Source organism: Blautia sp. MSJ-9 (assembly GCF_018919065.1).
GTDB lineage: Bacteria > Bacillota > Clostridia > Lachnospirales > Lachnospiraceae > Blautia_A.
Map to the genome: position 1 here is coordinate 79,598 of NZ_JAHLQG010000034.1, position 25,250 is coordinate 104,847.

The following is a 25,250-nucleotide window of genomic DNA, read 5'->3' on the forward strand; positions in this document are numbered from 1 at the left end:
ACACGAAAACGGATATACCCACCCTCAACAATGGCCTATACCCGTTTTCATTATATTAACTATTCTTTTATTACCATCATAAAATCCTGTTATTCTACAGAGATAACATAATAATAAATTGGCTGTCCACCCGCATTCAGCTCTACATCGCAATCCGGATAAGCCTCTTCAAGCGCCGCTGCCAGTTCCTCAGCTTCAGATTCATCCGTATCAGCACCATAATAAATACTGATCACCTCGGACTCATCATCTACCATCTCAGCAACCGTTGCCTTCGTAACCTCCAGACGATCTTTACCAACTGCCAGAATACCATGATCACCGATACCCATCATATCACCCTCATGGATCTCCTTATCATCAATTCTGGTATCACGTACTGCATAAGTAACCTGTCCGGTCTTCACATGCTCAATTGCCTGAAGCATAGCCTCTGTATTTTCAGCACTGTTTTTCTCAGGTACATAGCTAATCATAGCTGTGATTCCCTGTGGAATTGTCTTTGTAGGAACAACTACAATCTCTTTATCCTCAGTAAGATCTCTTGCCTGATTAGCTGCAAGAACGATATTCTTATTATTCGGGAAGATATAAATAGTCTTTGCATTTACTTTTGCAATAGCATTCAGCATATCTTCTGTACTTGGGTTCATAGTCTGACCACCTTCGATCAGATAGTCAACACCCAGCTCCTTGAAAATCTCTGTCATTCCGTTTCCAACAGATACGGAAATGAATCCAACTTCCTTTGGCGGCTGTGCTGCAATTTCTTTTGCTTCCTGCTCTGCCTGCTCTTTTGCCATTTTTTCAGCATCTTTAATCAGCTTCTCTTGATGCTCTTCACGCATATTATCAATCTTCATGCGGGAAAGTGCACCAAATGTAAGAGCCTTCTCGATTGCCTGTCCAGGATGATTGGTATGAACATGTACTTTTACAATTTCGTCATCTGCAACCAGCACAATGGAATCTCCGAGGGACATCAGGAATTTCTTGAACTCATGCTCTGTTTCCTCAGACATTGGCTGATTCAGCAGAATAATGAATTCTGTACAATAACCGAATTTAATATCTGCTTCTGTCTGTGCATCAATCTTAGTTACTGCAGGACCTTTAGCTTTGTCAAACTGTGTATAGTCGATTTCTTTGCCAAGGAAGCCGTCGTATGCTCCGTGATATACTTCCAGAAGTCCCTGTCCGCCTGAGTCTACAACTCCTGCTTCTTTCAGAACAGGAAGCATCTCCGGAGTCTTTGCCAGAGTCTCTTCTGCATGAGCGATCACGCCCTGGAAAAATGTATCCAGATCTTCTGCTGTCTCTGCAAGTTCAACAGCTTTGGCTGCCGCTTCTCTTGCAACAGTAAGGATGGTTCCTTCTTTCGGCTTCATAACTGCCTTGTATGCAGTCTCCACACCTTTCTCCATTGCTGCAGCGATTGCCTGCGCATCCAGTTCCTGACTCTTCTTAACGCTCTTGGTAAAACCGCGGAGAAGCTGGGAAAGGATAACACCTGAGTTACCTCTTGCACCGCGCAGAGAACCGGAAGAAATCGCTTTAGCCAGTGACTCCATATCTGTATCTCCAAGAGATCCTACTTCTGCAGCCGCTGCCATGATCGTCATTGTCATATTGGTTCCTGTATCTCCATCCGGTACCGGAAATACATTCAGTTCGTTGATCCATTCTTTCTTAGCTTCCAGATTCTTGGCTCCTGCAAGAAACATTCTGGAAAGTATTCTGGCATCTATGGTTTTGTTATTCACCACAAGTTCCTCCTCTATCCTAATCAATTGCACGTACGCCTTCTACATAAATATCGATCTTGTCAATCTCCATTCCTGTAAAGGCTTCGACTTTATATTTGACATTGCTGACAAGGTTGTCCGCAATTGTGCTTATATTCACGCCATATGCCACGATCACATGGAAATTCAGGCGGATTTTATTGTCCTCTGTAATTCTGACACTGATACCATGTTTCAGGCTGTTCTTTCCAAGAAGCTTTACCAGTCCGTCTTTCATGCTGACTGCTGCCATGCCTACGATACCGAAGCACTCTACTGCAACGCTTCCTGCGTAAGTTGCGATTACATCTGTGTCAATTATGATCTGACCCAATCCGGAATCTATACGTCCATTCATATGGTTACCTCCAATGCTTATATATTGTATGTACATGTATTATAACCTCTTTTGAAAGAAAAAGAAATATTATTTTTCTTTTTTTTCCTTTTTTTGCTTGCAAAAGCACAATTCATCTGTTACAATGTAATCTGTTGAACACAAGGTTACTGTTTAGACGCTATGCACACAGCAGACAGTAACAATAAAGCGTCAAGGAGGTGCTATCATGGCTAAATGTGCAATCTGTGAAAAAGCTGCTCATTTCGGAAATAATGTAAGTCATTCACATAGAAGATCCAATAAAATGTGGAAATCTAACGTAAAATCCGTTAAAATCAAAACTGCTGAAGGCGGAGCTAGAAAGACATATGTATGTACTTCTTGCTTAAGATCCGGTAAAGTAGAAAGAGCATAATAACACCATTGCCCCTGTTTTTGCAGGGGTATTTTTTTACTCAAAATTATATTTGATACAAGGAAAGAATCCTGCCCGAAGGGCCTTATTATGCTATAGGAACATTACGGAGTAACTTCCTATACATAAACAAAAGACTGGCACAGCCTGGATATTCTGATTGATATCACATCCGACTCTGACAGTCTCTTTTTATATCCTATATTTCGTTTTTAATGACAGAAAAGATGATATCCCAGCAGCAGGAAAATTCCGGCTGAAACTACAAGGATCACATTTTCTGCAATCAACAGACCGATCACCATCCCAAGACCTATAAAAAAAAGCATAAAGCCAATGAGCTTTTCCAATTCTCCTGCACCTTTTCTTTTTCATTGGTTTGCTATAGTTTATGCAGAAGCTCTCCTGGAAATGTGTAGATCATCTCAAATATTCTGTCCATCTTTTATTATTTCTCGTCACTGCCTGGTTCATCGTCATCTTTTCCGGCTGTAAAAGCTGTGAATCGATCTACGAAATCCGGCACCATATCAAGAACTTTAGTAAGCCCATCCTGGTTCTTTACATTAACAAGCTTAGTTGATCCATTCTGTATGACAAGAACAGCGCATGGAGTCATCTTACCGGCCATTCCGCCGCCACCGTTGTCCTTCTTTTCTCCTGAAAAAGCGCCAGCACCTACACCAAAGGATACATCCATCAGAGGAAGGATGATCGTATCGCCTACATGAATCGCTTCTCCTACTACTGTTTTCGCAGAAATAAAGCTGTCCATTCCCTTAAATAATGAGTTTACAGTTTCTTTAAAGTTATTTTCGTTTGCCATGGTCATACCCTCCTGGTTTTCCAACGTTTGATAACGTATTTTATATTTTTATCAAAATAAATGATCAATGCAGCACGTACAAATACAAATCCATAAATTCTGCCTTTTGCCCTGATGTTTCCCTGCAGATAGTTCTCTCCGTCAAAACGGGGATTGATCTGCACACAGTTCTTATGAAATGGAATCGTCATCCCCAATACAGCAAGTGCTGTTCCTGTCAGTGCAGGATCTTCGAAGGAAAAAGTAATCTGTCCTTCTATCCTGGTAGGAAAAATATGCTTCAGCAGAAATTTTGCATGTTTCCATACAAGATCTTTGGCAGCTTTTACTCTTGGATGTATAAGAAACGCCCTCCACCAGGATGCCTGACTTCTGATCTTATCAAAAGTTCTGCGAATCCTGCGAAGTTTTGCCTGAATGCTTTTAATCAGTCTCCTGATCTTATTATAAATCTTTTTTATAAAGAACTGTTTCTGAGAAGAAGCTTCGACAGAATCTGTTTTTGATGACTCAGTCTGTACAGTTTCTTCTGAAACAAGCTCATCCGTCTTCGGTCTGTCAATCTCTTCGACTGTCGGCTTCGGCACATCTGTTTCTTTTTTCTCTTCCTGCTGCACAGATGTCTGTTTCCCGGAATCCCCCTGTTCAGAACTCTGTCCGCACTCCTCTGATTCAGAATGTGCTTCTGTTGCAGTTTCAATTTTCTGTTCTGCTTTCTCAGCCAGCTCTGTCTGCTTCTCTTTTTTTGCATTTCTCTGACGGGGTTTCTCCTGTGCGGCTTCTTTCTTTGCCCGGCGCTTCTTCAATAACTTACTTATCGGAATTCCAAATAAATGGAAAGAGAATTCCATCTTCTGTTCCTGCCATCTGGCGCTCAGGGAAATTCCATGAAAAAGCCAGCTTACAACACCTTCCCCTTCTATCTGTTTCCAGTCATCTTCTGTTTTAACAGCTGATACCTTATATCTGACAGGACAGAATAGAACAAGCAGGACTGCCAGTAAAAAAAGCCCCAACACAATCCCCAGTACGATCAATATAAACTTAAGGATCAGCCATAAAATATGTAGCATATTCTCACCTGTTTTCTATATATTCAGCTGTTGCAAAAGTACCTGTCTCTGTATACATTTCATCGATCAGACTTCGTACCATTTCCAGAGCTTCATCCTTCCCCTTTGCCATTCCTATAATCTTAGGGCAGATTCCATACAAACTCTTCTGGATCAGCATTGCTGCCGGAATAATATCCATCAGATTCGACGGATTCTCTGATAACGTAAGAAGATAAATGCCCGGCACTAGCTTTCCATTATTTAATTTCTTTTTGATTTTGTTTGGATTCTTTACAGATTCTCCTGTTAAAAAATTCTCCTGCCAGACCAGCATCTTACACTCTCCCGTTTCCATTCTTCCTGTATTTCAAAAGTATTCCCTTTTTCTCTGAAATTAAACCGGGCTGCGTCAAAAAACACAGCCCTGTCCTCGTTAATAATACTTATGCTGTTTTCCCCAGAGTCCATTACTTCTCATCTCCAGATATTCCTGATAAGCACGCTCTACAATCTGCTTCTCATTGGAAAATCTCAACAGATGATAAATCTCATGGTACTTATAATACCCGGAATCCACAAAGAACTCTTCTCTTTGGGGCTTACTATGATAATTATCCGCAGTCATCAGATACCAGTGTACCTCTTTGGAAACCACGTCCTCCGGAACGGTAAAGTTATATTGGCTCTTTCCGATATATTTCACAATGGTCGCCCGCACTCCAGCCTCTTCCATCACTTCCCGTAATGCCGTCTGTTCATGCGTTTCACCTGGCTCCACAGTTCCCTTCGGTAATACCCAGCCCTCATAACGGTTCCTGTAAGATTTATACAATGTAAGAATCTTACCCCGATGAATTACCACACCGCCACAGCTCGTTGCTTCTATCATAATGCAATCCCTCCTGTTTTGCGTGGTATTAAAAACTGAGTATAGTATACCTCTTTTTCGCAAAACCCGCAACCCGTAAATAACAAATCGTTACATTAAACGTCACAAAGGTTACTGTTCACTCCGTGCCCAGTAACACGCTTCGCAATGCACAAAATTTATGCTAATCGCATAAATTCGCGCGGTATGTCTCGGGTTTCCTGTTGCCATGCATCCGTAGGGAGCTGCCAGTGGCAGGTCCTGTAGGTGACCTTCGCTCACAAAAAACACCTCGCGGGATATTACCTGTGAACAGTAACTCACAAAGCACATTACTATACATCATGAAATATGTTGACGACAGCCAAAATATTTCGCAAAAATGTCCGGTTCAGAGATACTCCTATTGTATCCTCATAAAACCGGACATTTTTTTATTAATTATCAAAATAATAGGCATCAAAAATCTGACCTGCGATCGGCACTGCCGCTTCGCTTCCTGTACCACCATTCTCAACAATAATGGCAACTACAAGGTCAGGATTATCCACATTAGAATATCCAATAAACCAGGAATGGCTGGAACCGTTCTCGTCAAATTCCGCAGAACCCGTTTTTCCAGCTACTGTATATCCTCTTCCGTTGAGCGCAGATGCAGTACCATTCTCAACAACGCCTTTCATCAGCTTACCAAGAATATTTGCTTCATTGGTAGTCATCAGCTTCTTATAACTCTCAGGCTGTGTTGTCTTAACAGTTTCTCCATCTGAACTAACTACAGAATCGATCAGATACGGCTTCATCAGTTCTCCACCATTGGCGATCGCACTGGTGATCAGTGCCATATGCATTGGTGACACCAGTGTATTTCCCTGTCCGATAGCAGTCTGCATCACCTCTGCAACTGAAGATTTTCCAGTCAGTGTAAAAATACTCTTCTTATAAGAAGTAAGAGGCAGGCTCTTGTTAAACAAAAGATCCTCTGCAGTCTTTCTCAGTGAAGTTCCTCCGACCATGGTTCCAATCTCTGCAAAGGCACTGTTACAGGAATTAGCAAATGCACTGTAAAAGTCCTCCTGACCATGAACCGTTCCACCATAGCATCGGATCGTGTGATCCTCTGTCGTGATGCTTCCCTCGCAGAGATAAGAGAATCCCTCCAGGCTTCCCTTAGTCCTGAAATAATCAAGTGCAGTTACCACTTTAAAAGTAGAACCCGGTGGATATGCACCATTAGTCGCCCTGTTAAGCAGGCTGCTGTCATTGGAATCATTGACCAGTGTATCCCAGTTCTCGGAAATAGTATTCGGATCAAAATCCGGTTTGCTTAATTCTACCAAAATCTTACCGGTAGAGGGCTCTATGGCAACTACTGCACCTCTCCTGTCTCCTAACGCATTATATGCCGTCGTCTGAAGGTCCGCGTTTAAAGTAGTCACGATCGTATCTCCTGTATTCTTCTGATTCTTAAACTCATTCTTCATCTGATTCAAAAAGAATTCATGAGATGTAAGCAGCTGAAAGTTTGCTTCTGATTCCAGGCCGCTCTTTCCATTGGTATCATATCCCACTACGTGCGCAAACATATTTGCATACGGATAAGTACGCTCCTCAGTTCCATCTTCATAAACATTCGTCTGTGCAAGCACCTGATCATCTGCAGATACGATCTTGCCTCGCACAACCCTGTCTGAAAAAGTATCCTGTCTGGTATTATATGGACTATTAATGAAATCTTCGCTCTTGGCATAGTTAAAATAAACCAGATATCCGATCATGCTGACAAAGATCAGCACAAAAAAGCAGGATACCAGCGTATATTCCCGGTTACGTGGTCTTCTTTTTTTAGAAATTTCCTGAGCCTTGCGCTTCTGACGCTTCCTGAGCTCTTTGCGCTGCTTCCTTTCTTCGATATCTCTCAATTTCTTCGTCCTCGTCTTCTCTCAAAATATACAGTCCCTGAATGATTGCCAGCATCAGCACGGTACTCGCCACTGAACTTCCTCCATAGCTGACCAGCGGAAGGGTTACACCTGTCATAGGGATAAACTTCGTCGCACCACCAATGGTCAGAAACACCTGAAATGCATATTCCGTGCCAAGCCCAAGTGCGATCAGTTTATAAAACGGCTTCTTTATCTTAAGCGCAATATTTACGATCATCAGAAAGAAATTCATGCACACAAGAATCAGACATATGGCAAAAATACATCCCAGTTCCTCGCAAATGGCACTAAATATAAAGTCATTCTTAACAACAGGGATCTTCTCAGGAGAACCCTGGCACAAGCCCATTCCAAACCATCCGCCGGTTCCGATCGCAAACAATGACTGAACAATCTGATAACCTTCATTCTGGTAAACTGCCATAGGATCCTTCCATGCAGTTACTCTCTGACGCACATGTGCAAATAAATGATATGCCACAACAGCTCCAGCAGAACCACCAGCAAGACCAAGCGCCAGATATCCTACATTCTTGGATGCCACATAAATCATCACCAGATACGCTGCAAAAAAGATCACAGCACTTCCAAGGTCTCTGGAAAGCACCAGGATACCTACATGAAGCCCGGCCACTATAGTAGCCTGAACTACTTTTGAAAAATCAGCTCCATTTCTCAATAATGCCGCCATAAAGAACACAAACGTAATCTTGATCGCTTCTGAAGGCTGAATACCCATTAGGGAAAGCTTTGCACCATAGCTTGTCTGTGCAAGCACAAGTACTGCTGCCAGCAGAACAATTCCCAGACCTGCATAAATCCATGTCAGATCCTTGAGAAATTTCATCTTCCTGATCAGAACAGGAACAACAAGTGCTACTGCATTCACACCAGCTACGATCACCAGCTGCCTGGTTGCCGTAGACACATCCAGTCTGCACAGCATAATAAATCCAACGCTGAGAAGCATACACATATTATTGAGCAGTAAAATAGATGCTTTCTTATACAAAATTCTGTACAGAATCTGGATTCCCGCAAAAAACGCCATCATCTCTGCATAGAACAGGATGACCTGAAACTTACCAGTCTTCAGGTAAATGACCAGAAACGCAGTGAAATCCATAAAAAAGATCAGCATCAGCTGCTGCCGCAGCGATTCGTTTCTCTCTTCCTCACTCTGCTGTTTCACAAGATAGAAGCAGTGAAATGTATAAATTACCATCAGGGTAAGGATCACATACTTGGATAATTCTACAATTACATTAATCATATGCCTTACTCGGCTCCTCTTTTAAAATGTCCCTTTGTGTATTCCCGCTTCGGAGGATTCTCCCCCTTCTGATAAACATTTCGGAACTCTTCATAAATCTTTACTGCATCCTGTGGTTTCTCAATCGTAAATGCAAGTCTCAGAGAAGAAATTCCAAGCTTATCTATCTGTGGTTTCTCTTTCAGCAGGCCATAAGGGATACTGTTGTAAATGATATTATAGCAAGGAATGTGGGTATTTGTATTTTCCATTTTCCAGGGATCACAGACACATTTTGCTGTAAATTCCTTATCATAACGGTCTTTTAATGTTACCCACTCTTCCTTATGATTACACCCATAAACATTCTTATGCACACATTGAGCAGATAACATCAGCGGCAGATAACCATAAATGATCATTTCGCTGTTTCGATTATCCCTGTGCCGGATTTCTCCTTCATTCAGTTCAAACGGCACAGTATTTCGCATAATCTTCTGTTCCTCCCAGAACTTAACTGCTTCATTATTCCAAGTGTACATATTGTGATCCAGCACACATTTGTCCGCCAGTCCAGCCTTACTCAGAATTGCAAATGTTTCCAGATTTCTTACAAGAAATCCATGCATGCCTCTGTCCAGCCATTCCTGAATCCGCGTCTCAAGCTCTTTGGGCATCCCGTCTCGCATAATATGTGGAAGTGACAGATACATCTCTATTCCTCTGTCTACCCCTTCATCAAGACAGGCTTCCATTGCATCTGCATTCAGGTACATTCCCTGTATCCCTTCACTTTTATATAACGCAAGTGCTGTTTCTTTTTCTTCACAAGATACATAAATCGGAAGATTTTTTTGTTTTTTGCCAGAATTGTACTGCTGTGCACACAATTCTATGCCTTTTTCCTGCTTTACTTCTTCCCTTCTGTATGTTTTGAGGATTTCTTCCTCCAGTGCTTCCAGAGCCTGTCTGCGCGCCTCGTTCAGAATCTTCATCGGGATAAAAATGCTCTCATCCATCTGAATCTCCAGACTTTCCCATTCATACTCTGTATTCCCAAGCTTCTCCATCTGCGAACGGACACGTTCCTCTGTCAGGGGCTGGTTCTGCGCATACTGTACTTCTCCTACAGATGCAGATCCATGAATTCCCCGGCAGGATACATCCAGTATTACCGGACTTCCCGGAAACAGGATCAGCGTTCCCTGCAATTTCTCTTTCTTCTTTATCAGTACAGGTGTAATGTCACCAGTTTTCTTCTCATTTGTAAATGCCATCATGGAAGGACCGTTCTGCATCTGGTAATATCCTGTACAGGAACCGCCTCTGTTAAACAGATCCAGCAGATACTGTCTGTCTCTCTCCGACACTCTATAATTCTCTGCGCCCTCTTCAAAAAGAAGATCCAAATATTTCCTGTATACAGAAGTTACCCCTGCCGTATATCCCGGCTGTTTCATTCTTCCCTCTATCTTCAGAGATGTCACTCCTGCATCCAGAATCTGCGGTAAAATTTCTATTGTAGAAATATCCTTCAGGCTCAGCGGACATACCTCTTTTTTTCCTTTTCCCGGATTTCTCTTTTGCTGTCCTGCTGTCTTCCTCTCTCCACATAATACAGTCTGATATGGCAGGCGGCATGGCTGGGCACAACGCCCTCTGTTTCCGCTTCTGCCTCCCAGAATACTGCTCATCAGACATTGTCCGGAATAACTGTAGCACAACGCACCATGGATAAAAGATTCTATCTCTATAGGGCTTGTCTCATGCATTCTCCGGATTTCTTCAAGGGAAAGTTCTCTGGCAGTTACTACGCGGGAAGCTCCCTGCTCTTCCAGAAATTTCATACCTTCTGGACCTGTCACTGTCATCTGCGTGCTGGCATGAATGTGCATTCCCGGGAACAGCTCTCTGACTGTCCGGAATACTCCCATATCCTGAACGATCACTGCATCCAGTCCGGCTTTATAATACGGAAGCAGATATTCATAAAGCTGCTCCGAAAGTTCTCTGTTCTTAAGAAGCGTATTGACAGTCAGGTAAAGTTTCTTTCCATGAATGTGGGCAGTGTCAATCGCACGGAGAAGTTCTTCTTCTCCAAAATTCTTCGCGTATGCTCTTGCTCCAAATGCTGCTCCTCCTACGTAGACTGCATCTGCCCCTGCACCAATGGCAGCTTCAAATCCTTCATACGATCCGGCAGGTGCCAACAATTCTATCTCATCTCTTCTCACTCATATACCTCTCATATAAAACGAATAGCATCATCCGTATTTGTGTCAAGCGAATAAAAACATCCGCATTCAGCTATAATCATAAAGGGGAAATCACCGAAGTAATCCCCCCTCTTATTATTTCAGCAGTTCATCAATCTGTTTCTCCAGCTCATTGTTCTGCTTTTCCAGTTCATCATTTTTTCCTGCCAGAAGGTTCTTCTGTTCGGTCAATTCCTGTTCATGCTTCTGTACTTCTTCTATCTGCATACGAAGAGAAATCAGTTCGTGTTTCAGATTGTACATCTCCTGATCCTTCTGCTGTAAATCCTGTTCAAAAACCTCCGCCTGTTTCTTAGCCTTGAAATAATCGTCTGTGATATTCAGGCTGAGAAGTGTATGCTTGGTCTCCATCGGCTGTCTGCTGTAACCTGGCATACCACTTAATTCATCCATCTTTTTATTTATATAGGATGCTACTTTCTGGAAATATTCTTCCGATTCATAACCTCCCAGCGTAATAATCTTACCTCCTATGATTACCTTTGCTGTATTTTTGACCGCCATCCGTACGAGCCTCCTGTATCTTATTATTACTGTTTCGCAGTACTTTGCACTGATTCTTTAATTCCAGTCTGTATGTCACAAATTTATATCCTTTTGAAGAATATTCCGCAAAAGTTCTTCTGCCTGCAGTAACACCATATTTTTCTTTATGATCCTGTTATTGTTCTCAATATTTACAATAACAAAATCAGTTTCAATCCGTCTCCTTATGTGCTGAGAATTCCGGACATTTATTTCATTATACTCGAAAGCGGTCGAAATGTATAGGAATTTTTAAAAAAGTTTTACTTTTTAATTTTTCTCCGGCATCGGATATCCCAGATGCTCATATGCAAGAGTAGATGCCATTCGTCCACGAGGGGTGCGATTCAGAAAACCATTCTGGAGCAGATAAGGCTCATATACATCCTCAAGCGTCCCTGAATCCTCACCGATCGCCGCTGCCAGAGTCTCCAGTCCTACAGGACCTCCCTGAAAGTTTACGATCATTGTTTGCAGGATCCTGCGGTCGATTTTATCAAGACCATACTGATCCACTTCCAGCAGATTCAATGCAAAACATGCTACATCATAAGTAATCCTGCCGTCATATTTTACCTGGGCAAAATCACGTACTCTCTTCAGGAGACGATTTGCCAGTCGTGGAGTTCCTCTGGATCTCTTGGCAATCTCTGCCGCACCCTTCTCATCAATCTCCACGCCCAGAACCTGTGCAGAACGGATAATGATAGTCTTCAATTCATCATGTGTATAAAACTCCAGATGGTGCATCACGCCAAAACGGTCACGAAGCGGTGCAGACAAAAGACCAGCTCTCGTTGTAGCCCCTACTAAAGTAAATTTCGGCAGATCCAGACGGATGGATCTGGCTGATGCACCCTTTCCGATCATAATATCTATGGCGTAGTCCTCCATTGCAGGATAAAGAACCTCCTCTACCTGTCTGTTCAGACGATGGATTTCATCCACAAACAGAATGTCACCCTCCTGCAGATTATTCAGAATTGCTGCCATCTCTCCCGGCTTCTCAATGGCCGGCCCGGAAGTCACTTTCATATGAACGCCCATCTCATTGGCAATAATCCCGGAAAGTGTTGTTTTTCCAAGTCCTGGAGGGCCATAAAACAGTACATGATCCAACGCATCATGTCGCTGTTTGGCAGCTTCTATATATACTTTTAAAGTACTCTTGGTCTTCTCCTGACCAATGTAATCATCCAGAGTCTGAGGACGGAGATTTCCCTCCAGAGAGAAATCCTCCTCTGTGACATCTGTAGTTATAATACGTTTGTCCATTTAATAATTACTCCTGGCCTTTCACTAACCTGTTTTTCTATATCCAGATATATCTGTACTTTTTTGCTCAAATACAGACAACTTATATTCCCTTTTAATAACAAAATCATTGCATCTGCTTCGCTGCACACGCGCTTTTGTTATATCAGAAATTTTTTAATGCAGCTTTCAGTAATCCCTCTACATCATCCGGAGCCACATCTGTAACCTTACGCACTGCACGAAGTGCATCTGTGCTGCTATATCCCAAAGCAATCAACGCCTCTACTGCTTCCTGTCTGCCATCTGATATCTCTCCAAGCCCTGCTGCCGCTTTCTCCTGCTCATGTGCCAGTTTCAGTTCAAATGCATCCTCAAGCTTCATCTTGTCTTTCAGCTCAAGAATCAACTTCTGTGCCGTCTTCTTACCGATGCCTGGAGCCTTGGACAGAGTCTTCACGTCATCTGAAAGAATTGCAAATCTCAGTTCATCTGCTGTGATCCCTGCCAGAACGCCAACTGCCGCCTTCGGTCCTACTCCATTTACTCCCAGAAGCAGCTTAAACATCTGTAGATCATCCTTGGATCTGAAACCATATAATTTCATGGCATCTTCTCTTACACTAAAATAAGTATGGATCTTCACTTCCTCACCCATATGGATGTTAGAGAGATCCGTACCTGTCATATATATATCATATCCGATTCCGCCCGCCTCAACAATGACAGAGTTCTCTGTCATATCTACTGCCGTTCCATGAACAAATGCGATCATGATATCTCCTCCGGTTTCTATTGCATTAATGGTTACTGTTCATATATTACTGCCTCCAGTGACCATCACTTCTGAACCATCATAACACATCCTACATCAGAGTGCAAACATATATTCGAATATTCCAGATAAGTTTCTCAAGAAAAGGATTACTGTTCACTTCGTTTTAATCACTAAAAAACTGCCATCCAGGTTTCCCCACACAGCAGTTTTTCGTATTTCTGTCTTTAGTTTTACTGAATAATGTGTCTCGGGCAGGCTTCTTTACATGCTCCGCAGTTTGTACATTTACTGTAATCTACATGAGCACAGAAGTTATCAACTGTGATTGCACCATTCGGACAGGTCTTCTCACATTTCTTACATCCGATACATCCAACTTCGCAGGCAGATGTAACAGCTTTACCTTTCGCATGAGAGCTGCACTGTACGAATGTAGTCTGGTCATACGGAACAAGCTCGATCAGGTGCTTCGGACATTTCGCTACACATTTACCACAGGCCTTACATGCCTCTTTGTCAACGACTGCCACACCATTTACTACATCAATTGCGCCGAATGGACAGGCTTTTACGCAGCTTCCGAATCCGAGACATCCAAATCCGCAGGCCTTTGCTCCGCCGCCAGGAATGAACGCCATCATTTCACAATCTTCTACGCCTGTATATTCATAGTTGTCTTTTGTTTTCTCACAGGTACCTGCACATTTTACATATGCAACCTGACGGGCTGTCTCAACAACTTCCTGTCCCATGATCGCTGCGATCACTTTTCCGACAGGCTCACCGCCTACAGGACATCCGTTTACAGGTGCTTCGCCTTTAGCAATCGCTGCTGCCAGACCATCACAGCCAGGGTAACCACAGCCACCGCAGTTATTTCCAGGAAGTGCTTCACGGACTGCAACTTCCTTCTCATCTACTTCTACTGCAAATTTATTACCAGCTACTCCGAGGAAAATACCAATAAAAAGACCGACTGCCGCAACCAGCACAGTTGCCGCGATAATTGCTCCTATATTCATAACATTTCCCTCCTTAAATCAGTCCTGAAAATCCGAAGAAGGCAATTGCCATCAGTCCGGCTGTCAGCAGAACTGTAGGGAATCCCTGGAAGGATTTTGGAATGTCATTGTATGCGATTTTCTCACGGATACCAGCCATCAGCACGATAGAAATGGTAAAGCCGACTGCTGTTGCAAATCCGTTAATTGTTCCCTGAAGTATGTTATAACCTTTCTGTACGTTTGTAAGGGCAACACCGAGAACTGCACAGTTTGTTGTGATCAGAGGAAGATACACACCAAGTGCCTGATACAGAGAAGGCATTGCTTTCTTCAGGAACATCTCTACAAACTGTACCAGCGCTGCGATCAGCAGGATGAATACGATGGTCTGCAGATAAGTCAGGTTTGTAGGAACGAGAATAGCATTGTAAATAATACCTGTCACAAAAGATGACAGTGTGATAACGAAGATGATCGCACCGCCCATGCCGGCTGCTGTCTCTACACTCTTGGAAACACCAAGGAAAGGACAAAGACCAAGGAACTGGCTGAGGACTACGTTATTTACGATCGCTGAGCTTACAAGTATGATCAAAAGTTCTTTCATAATCCATTACCCCCTTTTTCCCTTGCACATGGTATTGCCGCAGGCTGCACAGCTTCCGCCGCAGTGAGGATTACTCGGGTCAATGCCACGTTTGGCTGCACCAAGTTTAAATTTGTTCTGTAATGCAGAAAGTGCTGCCAGAACAAAGAATGCTCCAGGTGCGAGGATAAAGATAGTGATCGGCTCATAACCGGCTTTACCTGCTGCAGCATCTGCCAGAGGAAGAATCTGATGTCCGAAAATAGATCCGGCACCGATCAGCTCACGTACTGCACCGATACAGGTAATACTTAAGGTAAATCCAAGGCCCATACCAAGACCGTCAAATAAAGACGCGATCGGTTTATTCTTGGATGCATATGCTTCTGCACGGCCAAGGATGATACAGTTAACTACGATCAGCGGAATATAAATTCCAAGTGAATCATACAGACTTGGGATAAATCCCTGTAAAAGGAGCTGTACGACTGTTACAAATGAAGCAACAACTACGATAAATGCAGGCATACGAACTCTGTCCGGAATAAAGTTTCTCAGAAGAGAGATCATTAAGTTGGATGCTGCAAGGATGACTGTTGTAGTAAGTCCCATTCCGATACCATTAGTTGCAGATGTGGTGATGGCCAGTGTCGGACACATACCAAGCATCAGTACAAAGGTAGGATTTTCTTTGATGATTCCGTTATACAAACGTTCTGCAGGTGTGTTTGGTTTCATCACTAGTTTCCTCCTTTCTCATACTGGAATGCACATAAGCCGGCGTTGACACCGTTTGTCATGGCATTCGTTGTGATTGTGGCACCACTTAACGCATCGATCTGATTGTCTGCTGTGGCACCGGTTTTTGTATATTCAAATTTATCTACTTTCTTATCTTTGAACTGATCCTTAAATGCATCTGTGTTTGCTCTCATACCAAGACCTGCGGTCTCACCGATGGAAAGAATGGAAATTCCGTTCAAAGTTCCATCATCCATGATTCCCATTGCAAACTGGATATCTCCGCCGTAACCTTCGGAAGTGGTTACTGTAAATGCATATCCCAGTTCATTGCCGGAAGCATCTTTTGCAAGCATGGTCTCATCAATAGACTGCGCTGCATATCCGTTTTCGTCCAGATAAGACTGCAGTGCGTCTGCATCTACATCTACAACATCAAAGCTGTCAGCATCTGCAAAAACAGCTTTATAAGCGTCCTGTTTTGCCTGTGCTTCCTGCTTTGCGATCGGGTCAGCTGTAATATCCTGGACTACGCCAAGGGCAAGTCCTGCTACCAGTGTGATCACTGTAATAGCGATCGTATCTTTGATAATTCTGTTACTCATGCTTTTTTGCCCCCTTTCCCAAATGCCGGGTGACGAGTCACACGTTCGATCATTGGAACTAACAGGTTGCAGAAAATAATCGCATAGGATACACCCTCTGCAGAACCGCCGAAGAGACGGAAGATTGCAGTCAGTACACCAAGACAGACACCGTATACATACTGTCCTCTAGGTGTGATCGGTGTTGTGACATAGTCTGTAGCCATGAACCATGCACCAAGCATAAGACCGCCGCCGAAGATATGGCTGAACAGATAGTTCACATCAAATCCCTTGCCTGTTCCAAGCATGTAAAGGATTACAAATACTGCAAAAGATCCGATATAAGTAAGCGGGATCTTAAGATCGATGACTTTATAAACCAGAAGGATTGCTGCACCGATGAGGATCGCAATTGCTGAAGTCTCACCAATTGTACCCTGAATATCACCGATAAACATATGTAATACGGATACAGAACCATCTGTAAATCCATTCTGTTTCAGAGCTGCCAGAGGAGTTGCACCGGAAACAGTATCTACTACGCCTCTGAAGTTGTCACTTACTGCGAAATCTGTCATCTTTCCCGCAAAAGAGATCATCAGGAAACATCTTCCTGCAAGTGCCGGGTTCATGAAGTTCTGTCCCAGACCACCGAAGAGCTGTTTTACAACGATAATCGCGAATGCACTACCAAGTACAGGCATCCAGAGCGGAATGGATGCAGGCATATTTAATGCAAGTAATAAACCTGTAACAACTGCACTGAAGTCTGTAATCGTGTTCTTCTTGTGCATCAGTTTATCATAGATCCACTCAAAGAATACACTGGAAGCAACGGTAATTACTACTACCAGTAAGGCGCGAACGCCAAAATTATAAATTCCAAACAGTGTGGTCGGCAGAAGCGCCAGTACCACAAGCTGCATGATTTTGCTTGTTGTCATCTTATCCCGGACATGGGGATTGGATGATACATGTAACATCTGATCCATTATGATGTCCCCCTTTTACTTTTTCTTACGGCTTGCCAGAACCATCTTACGCATAGATTTGATCATCTGGGTCAACGGACGCTTCGCCGGGCAGATATAACTGCAGCAGCCGCATTCGCAGCACTCCATACCATCAAATTTCTGGAAGCTCTCCATGTCACCATGTTCTGCAAATGTTGCAAGTCTTGCAGGAATGACATGGCCGGGACAGACTCCTACGCATCTGCCACAGTTAATACATGCAGTCTGTTCTGCATCTGCCACATCGTCCTTTTCCAGACAGAGACAGGCAGAACTTGTCTTGATACATGGTACATGAGTATCGTACATAGCGAATCCCATCATAGGACCACCGGAAATTACTTTTGATACATTGTCTGTCAGTCCGCCGGCAGCCTCGATCAGCTCTGCCATATCTGTTCCAGAAAGAACTTCAAAGTTCTGCGGATTCTTAATCCCCTGTCCTGTTACTGTTACAATACGATCCATAACAGGTTTTCCAAGGATAACTGCTTCATAAACAGCGATTACGGTATCTACGTTGTCAACAACACATCCTGCATCTGCCGGAAGCATAGTTGAATTGATTTCTCTGTCTGTGACAGCTTTGATCAGGAAGCGCTCACCACCCTGTGGGTACTTGGTCATCAGCTCTGCAACTTCGATACGCGGGATATCTTTTACCATTTCTTTCAACTTTGCAATACAGTCGGGCTTGTTATCCTCAATACAGATATAACCCTTTGCATTGTCAAAAAGCTTCAGCATAACTCTTAAGCCCTCGATCAGCTTCTCAGAGTCATCCAGCATTCTTCTGTAATCGCTGGTAAGATACGGTTCACACTCAGCACCGTTTACAAGAATATGATCGATCTTGTCTGGTTCCTTCGGAGCAAGTTTTACCTGTGTCGGGAATCCGGCACCGCCCATTCCCACAACTCCGCCTTCTTTAATTCTTGCCAGGATCTCTTCCTTTGAAAGATCCTCCAGTCGTGCAGGAGTAAATTCCACACTTTCATACTGCTGGTCATTCTCAATGATAATAGAATTAACCGTGGATCCTGTTGCTGTCAGTCTCGGTTCGATTCCCTTTACTGTACCGGAAACAGATGCATGGATCGGTGATGAGACAAAGCCTGCAGCGTCCGCAATCTTCTGTCCTGCAAGCACGTGGTCTCCTTTCTGAACTACCGGTGCTGCCGGTGCGCCGATATGCTGTGAAAGAGGATATACCATATCTCCCTTAGGCAGATATTTCGTTACCGGATTGTTCTTGGATAATTCTTTTCCGTCATAAGGATGAACACCACCCTTAAAGGTTAAAATTCCCATTTTGTTCCCTCCTTTTTATATTAAGCATCTCAAGAGTATTTTTATCGTTACTGTTCTTTTGTACGTTCAGTAACATGATTTTGTTTTCCATCTCTTTTTGATTGGCTTTTTTCGTAAATCGTTTTATATCCAGATCTTTTGTCTTTATTTAAGTAGCGATCTTTGATATCTTATTTTTCTTTTCTGTTTCTGATATTCTTCAGATTATGTAATTTGTATCCACGGTTCAGGTTTGGATACGCTTTTACGAAACGCTGCATATTGTGACCAACCTTTGCTGCCATAGCTTCTTTCTTCTTCTGAAGTTCTGCACTGATCTCAGCTACAGCTGCAGCACGTTTCTGCTCCATCTCTTTCAGCACTTCCACATCTCCCAGACGTTCTTTTACGCTCTCAAGAGTAGCCTCTTTGGCAAATCCAACACCTGCGATCTTCTCGTGCATCTTGACAAGCATTTCGTCCTTTGCCTGCTCCATAGCTGCCTCGATGACCGGCAGTTTCTCCTGAATACGGAAAGCTGCTGCTGCTGAGAAACCGAAGTCCACAACATAGGCAATTCCTATCACACATACTCCAATCTCCCCAACGAAAACCGGATACAGTGCAACGATATACTCCACAATCGGGTGAAGTACCTTAAACAGAAGAACTGTGAAGAAACCCCATCCAAGAGAAGCTCCCAGACAGATACGACCCTGAAAATTGAATTTGTTCTCACTGTAATCCCACCAGGACGTATGGAAGATTGTTTCCATCAATACTGCAGTTACATATTCCAGTGCAGTTGCCACAACAACACCGCCAACATACAGCCATAACACATTCCCGCTGACCGGTCTCAGAATTACATAGACAGATACTGCCCCACATCCATATATCGTACACAACGGTCCGTTAATAAAGCCACGGTTTACATATTTCCCGCTCTTTACAGACACATAACAGGTCTCCCACACCCAGCCAAAGAAACTGTATATGATGAACCAATTAATGAGGTGATAAAAATCAATCCCCAAAATAGATAAATCCCACATGCTTTTTCTTCCTTTTTTTGTATAATTTTTTCAATTACAGTTATACTATAAACCATTTTCAGAAAAAAAGCACTACCCAAATTTTAATTTTTTGTGTATAATTAAATACAATTTAGGAAAGGAAAAAACATTAACATGATTGTTAAAAAAATGCCCATTTTACAAGGGTTTCCGGACTTTGAGACTGTTAAATTTTTCACCGGAAAATACTTCCAAAAATACAATTTTTCACCTGTTTTTTATGACATAGAAACCACCGGATTGTCCCGAAAATCCACATTTTTGTACCTTATCGGAGCTGTTGGAATTGAAGATGAAACTTGGTATTTTTACCAGTGGATGGCGGAAAATGATAAGGAAGAAGAGACAATTCTGAGAATTTTTTCACAATTTCTGGAGCAGTATGATTTGTTAATTTCTTACAATGGAGAACGGTTTGATCAGCCTTATCTGGAAGCGAGATACGAAAAATATGGTCTGCCATCTCCGTTTGAGGGAAAAACTTCTCTCGATCTGTATCTGACATTGAAACCTTTGAAGACACTTTTGAAACTTCCGGCCATGAAACAGCCATGCCTGGAGGAATTTCTTGGAATTAAAGACAGGATTTATGACAATGGTAAAGAATGTATTCAGCTTTATAAAGATTTTATGAAGAAAAGAGACTCTCTTATGGCTGAGGAGATCTTGGGACATAACTTGGAGGATGTGCTGGGACTGGGAAGGATTTTTGAAATGCTTGGGTATCTTTGCATTTATGATTCGGAGTATGAAGTTACATATGCGGAAGCAGATGAAGAAAATGTTATTTTTGTACTAAAACTCTTCTTCTCTCTTCCGGCTGAGTTTTCTAACGGAAATGGAACTTTTTATATTACAGGAAAAGATAAAGAAGTGAAGCTCATTGTCCAGACAGAACAAGGACGGCTGAAACAGCATTATAAGAATTATAAAGACTATTACTATCTGCCAGATGAAGATACCGTTATTCCGAAAGCACTTGGAAGCGGAATTGATAAGAAACACCGCAAAGCAGCCACAAAAGATACCTGTTATACATGGTTCAATTGTACAGAACAGTTTCTGCAAAATCTGCAAATACAAAAACAGTATCTGGAACATACTCTTCCGTATCTTTTAGCGCATTTAAAATGATATAAATTCTCATTGATATTTTTTCTACAATAATATTAGTCAGACCGTTCTATTACTTATTAGAAAAGTCAATTTTTTAATATAAAAACACCGCTATTACAGCTCAAAGTTGTAAATAGCGGTATTTATTATCTCAAGAAATATTCTCTATGAATTATTCTTCTGTGCTCTCTTCAACTGGTGCTTCGAGAGCTTTCATGCTCAGGCTGATCTTCTTGTCTTCACCGTTGAAGTCAACAACCTTAGCTTCGATTTCCTGTCCGATTGACAGTACGTCTGATGGTTTTGCAACATGCTCTCTGGAAATCTGAGATACATGAAGAAGTGCATCTACGCCAGGTGCGAGTTCTACGAATGCACCGAAGTCTGTCATACGTGCAACTTTACCTTTTACTACGTTTCCTACAGCGAAGTCCTCAGCTGCTGTGAGCCATGGATTCTCTTCCGGGAATTTAAGGGAAAGTGCGATCTTATCTCCTTTGATCTCTTTGATAAGAACTTTTACAGTGTCACCAACGTTGAATACTTTCTTCGGATTCTCTACTCTGCCCCAGGACATTTCGGAGATGTGAAGAAGTCCGTCAGCTCCGCCGAGATCGATGAATGCACCGAAATCTGTAACGTTCTTAACAGTTCCTTCAACTGTATCGCCAACATGGATTTTCTCCATTAATTCTTTCTGTTTTTCTGCTTTCTCAGCAAGAAGAAGCTGTTTACGGTTACCGATGATACGACGTCTTCTTGGGTTGAATTCTGTGATCACGAATTCGATTTCCTGATCTGCATATTTAGAAAGGTCTTTCTCATATGTGTCGGAAACGAGGCTTGCAGGAATAAATACTCTTGCTTCGTCTACGTTTACGCAAAGTCCGCCATCAAGTACCTGAGATACAGTAGCTTTTAATACTTCCTGATTCTCAAATGCTTCTTCAAGACGTTTGTTACCTTTCTCTGCTGCCAGTCTCTTATAAGTAAGAGTAACCTGACCTTCTCCATCATTTACTTTGAGAACTTTTGCTTCCATTGTGTCGCCAACGTGAACAGCATCTGTGAGTACAAGGCTTGCATCGTTAGAGTATTCGTTCTTTGTGATAATACCGTCTGCTTTATAACCGATATTCAGAATAATCTCATCTTCTTTTACATCGATGACAGTACCCTGTACAATCTCTCCATTTCTGATAGTTTTTACGGAATCTTCCAGCATCTGTTCAAAACTTAATTCTGACATGTTCTTGAACCTCCTCAATAATTTTCTTTGGGGTGGAAGCCCCTGCTGTAATACCTACATAACTACTGCATTGGAACATTTCAGAATCCAAGTCTACAGGTGTTTGTATATAGTAAGTATTTCCACATTCCTTTTTGCATATTTCAAACAGCTTTTGAGTATTGGAACTATGGCGGCCGCCTACGACCAGCATAGTGTCTACCTCTCCGGCTATGTTTTTTGCTTCTTTCTGCCGTTCTTCGGTAGCATTACAAATAGTGTTTAAAATATTAAGAATATTTAAAACATTATTATCATACCTCTTTTTGCGGAGAATTTCAACTAAATCTTTAAATTTGTTGTAATTAAATGTCGTCTGGGACACAATACTTATTTTTTTCCCTTTTGGAGGTACAAATGCGTCTGCTTCTTCCTGGTTTTTGATCACTGTGTAGGGACCCTGACACCAGCCGCAGATGCCCTGGACTTCGGGGTGGTCTTTGTCGCCGATGATAATCACGTGTTTTCCAGCAATGCTTTCTTTCTCTACGATGCGGTGGATTTTCAGAACGAAGGGGCAGGTGACATCTACGTAGGAGATGTCTTTTTCCTTCAGTTTATCGTAGATCGGTTTCCCTACACCATGAGAACGGATCACTACAATGCCGTTCTGCAGGTTTTCATCGGGTGCATCTAAGCTCTCTTCTGTGATGACGTGAACGCCTTTGGCTTCCAAATCTGATACTACCTCTTCGTTGTGGATGATCGGACCCAGCGTGAAGATCGGTTTCTGTTCTGTATCGATCAGTTCATAGACTTTGTCTACTGCGCGTTTGACGCCAAAGCAGAAGCCGGCCGTTTCTGCTACTTTTACTTTCATAAATAATCCTTTCGCTCTGTACAGTTATACACATATCTATTTCTCGATAGTAATTTCTTTAGCAGGAAATAATAAATCATCAATATCAAAGAAATTGCATGGTTTTCAATATAAAATACTATTTCTGTACTTTTTCCTTATATACATTAAGGATGGCATTTACAACATCATCAATTCCCATTTCTGAGGAATCTACAAGTACTGCATCGTCTGCCTGTTTGAGAGGAGAAACTTCACGGTTCATATCGCGTTCATCGCGCTCGATGATGTCCTTACGGATCTGGTCGAGGTTGAACATTTCTCCTTTCTGCTCGTATTCGAGGGCTCTTCTTCTGGCTCTGGTGTCGGCGCTGGCGGTGAGGTAAATCTTTACTTCAGCGTTCGGAAGGATGGTTGTTCCGATATCTCGTCCGTCCATAACTACATCGTTCTTCTCTGCCAGAGTTCTCTGGAGTTTCAGAAGATGTGCTCTTACTTTTGCATTTGCGGAACTTTTGGATGCCATGTTTCCTACCTGTTCGGTGCGGAGCATGGAGTTGACGTTCTCGCCGTTGAGGATTACGATCTGTTCTCCGTTTTTATATTCGATAGAGATGTCTGCGCCGGAACATGCGGCTTCGATCTCGTCCTGGCTGTCGCCGTTTACGCCATGGTTGAGGAGATATAAGGCCATTGCTCTGTACATGGCTCCTGTGTCTACATAGATAAATGATAATTCTTTCGCCACTTTTTTGGCGATAGTGCTCTTTCCTGCTCCTGCAGGTCCGTCGATGGCAATATTACATCCCATTTTCACGGTTCCTCCTGTTTCTATTATTTAAACAGATTTCTCTGTCTTATTGCTTAATATTTATATTTAATCAAGCGGATAATGTATAGCCGAATCATATCATAGATATAATTTTCTTACAAGATACTGCCTTATCTGCTTACTTCTATAATAGTTTTACTGTTACTGGTTGCTGTCCATTAACACTCTATGTGGGCTAGTATCATGTGAACAGAGTAACGATCATCGATTATTGTATCGCCTGCGCTGCCAGATATGCGGTTGACCAGGCAATCTGTAAGTTATATCCACCTGTCACTGCATCCAGATCCAGCACTTCGCCTGCGAAGTAAAGACCTGAGATTTTCTTTGATTCCATGGTTCCAGGGTTAATCTCTTTTACGGAAACGCCACCTTTGGTGATGATGGCTTCTTTGAACTCACCCATTCCTGTGATGGTAAACGGGAATGCCTTTATGAGGTCAATAAAGTGCTGGCGTTCTTCTCTGGAGATGTCATGGATTTTCTTATCTGCCGGGATTCCACCCAGCTCCAGCATAACTGGTGTCAAAGACGATGGGAAAAGTACGCCGATGACGTTCTTGAACTGTTTGTTCTGTCCTGCTTCGAATTCACGCAGGATTCTGGCATCAAGCTGTTCTTTTGTAAGAGCCGGTTTGAGATCCAGATATGCGGACATTTCACCATTTGGAGCTTTTGCCAGTTTTGCGCCGATGTGAGCACTGGCAGACAGGATCATCGGACCTGTAACTCCGAAGTGAGTAAACATCATTTCACCGAAATCTTCATACAGTACTTTCTTGCCGTTCTTTATGGTAAGTCCCGTGTTCTTCAGAGAAAGACCCTGAAGTTTCGGGATATAGTCTTCTTTTGTCTTTAATGGAACCAGAGATGGGCTGATGTCTGTGACTTTCAGTCCCAGTTCCTTTGCAAAGCGGTATCCGTCTCCTGTGGAGCCTGTACTCTGATAGGAGAATCCACCGGTAGCCACGATGACTGCATCACCTTCCATGAAGGTACCATCTTCAAGAATTACTCCTGTAATCTTCTCTTTTTCTTTACCATCAGCCTTTTCTGCCTTATTTTTTAATTTAGCAGTTGCTACGTCTGTTGAGTTGTTTCCTGAATTACTTTCTGACTTATTCTCTGTTTCGCTGTCTGCTGCAGATTCTTTTACGATTTCTTTTACAGCTGTATGCAGATGAATCTTTGCTCCTGCTTTCTTCAGTTCCCGTTCCAGGGCACGGATGATATCTGAGGAATGGTCAGATTGTGGAAAAACACGGTTTCCTCTTTCTACTTTCAGAGGGACGCCTGCTTCTTCAAAGAAATTCATGACGTCCTGTGGACCAAATGAATAGAATCCACTGTAGAGGAACTTCGGGTTACTCATTACTGCCAGGAAAAGTTCTTCTGTGTCGCAGGCATTAGCTACGTTGCATCTGCCTTTTCCTGTGATGAATACTTTCTTACCGAGTTTCTCGTTTTTTTCTAATATATGAACTTCATGATGGTTGCGGGCTGCGAAAACTCCCGCCATCATGCCGGCAGCTCCGCCGCCGATGATCAAAACTTTACTCATGGAATGTCCTCCTAATATTACATTCCTCTATAATAACG

At 42.6% G+C, this 25,250-nt stretch carries 26 protein-coding genes; 2 read left to right on the forward strand and 24 right to left on the reverse strand.

Features of this window, described 5'->3' with window-relative positions; all coding sequences use genetic code 11:
• Window positions 1–89: 89 nt before the first annotated feature.
• Together KQI87_RS09440 and KQI87_RS09445 are read right to left on the reverse strand one after the other, a co-directional pair.
• Window positions 90–1,724 carry a DAK2 domain-containing protein gene (locus tag KQI87_RS09440; protein ID WP_253292454.1) on the reverse strand — a complete coding sequence of 545 codons (1,635 nt, stop codon included), beginning with the start codon at window positions 1,722–1,724 and terminating at the stop codon, window positions 90–92.
• 58 nt (window positions 1,725–1,782) lie between these two features.
• On the reverse strand, window positions 1,783–2,142 hold the full coding sequence (locus KQI87_RS09445) for an Asp23/Gls24 family envelope stress response protein (RefSeq protein ID WP_020993850.1): 360 nt from the start codon (window positions 2,140–2,142) through the stop codon (window positions 1,783–1,785).
• Window positions 2,143–2,350: 208 nt separating this feature from the next.
• Between KQI87_RS09445 and rpmB the strand changes: the two genes are divergently transcribed.
• A complete protein-coding gene (rpmB, locus tag KQI87_RS09450; RefSeq protein ID WP_019161496.1) occupies window positions 2,351–2,539 on the forward strand; it encodes a 50S ribosomal protein L28 in 189 nt (62 codons plus the stop codon).
• 212 nt (window positions 2,540–2,751) lie between these two features.
• Here the strand turns inward: rpmB and KQI87_RS09455 are convergent, their stop codons facing one another.
• The 18 genes from KQI87_RS09455 to KQI87_RS09540 form a co-directional block, all read right to left on the reverse strand.
• Window positions 2,752–2,889, reverse strand: a complete 138-nt coding sequence (locus KQI87_RS09455) for a hypothetical protein (RefSeq protein ID WP_178760763.1) — start codon at window positions 2,887–2,889, stop codon at window positions 2,752–2,754.
• A gap of 98 nt (window positions 2,890–2,987) precedes the next feature.
• Window positions 2,988–3,365: a GerW family sporulation protein gene (locus tag KQI87_RS09460; protein ID WP_216459924.1), complete on the reverse strand. Its 378-nt coding sequence runs from the start codon at window positions 3,363–3,365 to the stop codon at window positions 2,988–2,990.
• A gap of 2 nt (window positions 3,366–3,367) precedes the next feature.
• Window positions 3,368–4,438, reverse strand: coding sequence for a DUF2953 domain-containing protein (locus KQI87_RS09465; RefSeq protein ID WP_216459925.1), 1,071 nt, complete (start codon window positions 4,436–4,438; stop codon window positions 3,368–3,370).
• A 4-nt stretch (window positions 4,439–4,442) separates the two neighbouring features.
• Window positions 4,443–4,775, reverse strand: a complete 333-nt coding sequence (locus KQI87_RS09470) for a hypothetical protein (RefSeq protein WP_253292446.1) — start codon at window positions 4,773–4,775, stop codon at window positions 4,443–4,445.
• Window positions 4,776–4,853: 78 nt separating this feature from the next.
• Window positions 4,854–5,309, reverse strand: a complete 456-nt coding sequence (locus KQI87_RS09475; protein ID WP_216459926.1) for an NUDIX hydrolase — start codon at window positions 5,307–5,309, stop codon at window positions 4,854–4,856.
• Window positions 5,310–5,725: 416 nt separating this feature from the next.
• Window positions 5,726–7,210 (reverse strand): peptidoglycan D,D-transpeptidase FtsI family protein, encoded by a 1,485-nt coding sequence (locus KQI87_RS09480; RefSeq protein WP_216459927.1) that lies wholly within the window; start codon window positions 7,208–7,210, stop codon window positions 5,726–5,728.
• A complete protein-coding gene (locus KQI87_RS09485) occupies window positions 7,134–8,507 on the reverse strand; it encodes an FtsW/RodA/SpoVE family cell cycle protein (RefSeq protein WP_216459928.1) in 1,374 nt (457 codons plus the stop codon). Before KQI87_RS09485 ends, KQI87_RS09480 begins: the two co-directional genes overlap by 77 nt.
• Window positions 8,508–8,512: 5 nt before the next feature.
• A complete protein-coding gene (locus KQI87_RS09490; protein WP_216459929.1) occupies window positions 8,513–10,720 on the reverse strand; it encodes a U32 family peptidase in 2,208 nt (735 codons plus the stop codon).
• A 117-nt stretch (window positions 10,721–10,837) separates the two neighbouring features.
• Complete coding sequence (gene zapA, locus KQI87_RS09495) at window positions 10,838–11,266, reverse strand: cell division protein ZapA (RefSeq protein ID WP_216459930.1); 429 nt, start codon at window positions 11,264–11,266, stop codon at window positions 10,838–10,840.
• Window positions 11,267–11,557: 291 nt separating this feature from the next.
• The gene (gene ruvB, locus KQI87_RS09500) at window positions 11,558–12,562 is read right to left on the reverse strand and encodes a Holliday junction branch migration DNA helicase RuvB (protein ID WP_216459931.1); all 1,005 of its coding nucleotides are present in this window, start codon (window positions 12,560–12,562) and stop codon (window positions 11,558–11,560) included.
• 145 nt (window positions 12,563–12,707) lie between these two features.
• Window positions 12,708–13,316: a Holliday junction branch migration protein RuvA gene (gene ruvA / locus KQI87_RS09505; RefSeq protein ID WP_216459932.1), complete on the reverse strand. Its 609-nt coding sequence runs from the start codon at window positions 13,314–13,316 to the stop codon at window positions 12,708–12,710.
• 233 nt (window positions 13,317–13,549) lie between these two features.
• Complete coding sequence (locus tag KQI87_RS09510) at window positions 13,550–14,341, reverse strand: RnfABCDGE type electron transport complex subunit B (protein ID WP_216459933.1); 792 nt, start codon at window positions 14,339–14,341, stop codon at window positions 13,550–13,552.
• A gap of 13 nt (window positions 14,342–14,354) precedes the next feature.
• Entirely contained in the window at window positions 14,355–14,930 is a 576-nt protein-coding gene (locus KQI87_RS09515) for an electron transport complex protein RnfA (RefSeq protein ID WP_216459934.1), read from the reverse strand.
• 6 nt (window positions 14,931–14,936) lie between these two features.
• Window positions 14,937–15,647 carry an electron transport complex subunit RsxE gene (gene rsxE / locus KQI87_RS09520; RefSeq protein ID WP_216459935.1) on the reverse strand — a complete coding sequence of 237 codons (711 nt, stop codon included), beginning with the start codon at window positions 15,645–15,647 and terminating at the stop codon, window positions 14,937–14,939.
• Window positions 15,648–15,649: 2 nt separating this feature from the next.
• Entirely contained in the window at window positions 15,650–16,255 is a 606-nt protein-coding gene (locus KQI87_RS09525; protein ID WP_216459936.1) for an RnfABCDGE type electron transport complex subunit G, read from the reverse strand.
• Complete coding sequence (locus KQI87_RS09530; RefSeq protein WP_216459937.1) at window positions 16,252–17,229, reverse strand: RnfABCDGE type electron transport complex subunit D; 978 nt, start codon at window positions 17,227–17,229, stop codon at window positions 16,252–16,254. Before KQI87_RS09530 ends, KQI87_RS09525 begins: the two co-directional genes overlap by 4 nt.
• A 15-nt stretch (window positions 17,230–17,244) precedes the next feature.
• On the reverse strand, window positions 17,245–18,561 hold the full coding sequence (gene rsxC / locus KQI87_RS09535) for an electron transport complex subunit RsxC (protein ID WP_216459938.1): 1,317 nt from the start codon (window positions 18,559–18,561) through the stop codon (window positions 17,245–17,247).
• 170 nt (window positions 18,562–18,731) lie between these two features.
• The gene (locus KQI87_RS09540; RefSeq protein ID WP_216459939.1) at window positions 18,732–19,595 is read right to left on the reverse strand and encodes a putative ABC transporter permease; all 864 of its coding nucleotides are present in this window, start codon (window positions 19,593–19,595) and stop codon (window positions 18,732–18,734) included.
• A 135-nt stretch (window positions 19,596–19,730) separates the two neighbouring features.
• Between KQI87_RS09540 and KQI87_RS09545 the strand changes: the two genes are divergently transcribed.
• Window positions 19,731–20,750 carry a ribonuclease H-like domain-containing protein gene (locus tag KQI87_RS09545; RefSeq protein ID WP_216459940.1) on the forward strand — a complete coding sequence of 340 codons (1,020 nt, stop codon included), beginning with the start codon at window positions 19,731–19,733 and terminating at the stop codon, window positions 20,748–20,750.
• Window positions 20,751–20,904: 154 nt separating this feature from the next.
• Here KQI87_RS09545 and rpsA read toward each other — a convergent pair whose 3' ends face one another.
• From rpsA to KQI87_RS09565, 4 genes are all read right to left on the reverse strand, one after another.
• Window positions 20,905–21,981, reverse strand: coding sequence for a 30S ribosomal protein S1 (gene rpsA / locus KQI87_RS09550; protein WP_216459941.1), 1,077 nt, complete (start codon window positions 21,979–21,981; stop codon window positions 20,905–20,907).
• Window positions 21,962–22,840: a 4-hydroxy-3-methylbut-2-enyl diphosphate reductase gene (gene ispH, locus KQI87_RS09555; RefSeq protein WP_216459942.1), complete on the reverse strand. Its 879-nt coding sequence runs from the start codon at window positions 22,838–22,840 to the stop codon at window positions 21,962–21,964. Before ispH ends, rpsA begins: the two co-directional genes overlap by 20 nt.
• Window positions 22,841–22,958: 118 nt before the next feature.
• On the reverse strand, window positions 22,959–23,630 hold the full coding sequence (gene cmk / locus KQI87_RS09560) for a (d)CMP kinase (protein ID WP_216459943.1): 672 nt from the start codon (window positions 23,628–23,630) through the stop codon (window positions 22,959–22,961).
• Window positions 23,631–23,859: 229 nt separating this feature from the next.
• Window positions 23,860–25,212 carry an NAD(P)/FAD-dependent oxidoreductase gene (locus tag KQI87_RS09565; RefSeq protein WP_216459944.1) on the reverse strand — a complete coding sequence of 451 codons (1,353 nt, stop codon included), beginning with the start codon at window positions 25,210–25,212 and terminating at the stop codon, window positions 23,860–23,862.
• Window positions 25,213–25,250 lie beyond the last annotated feature (38 nt).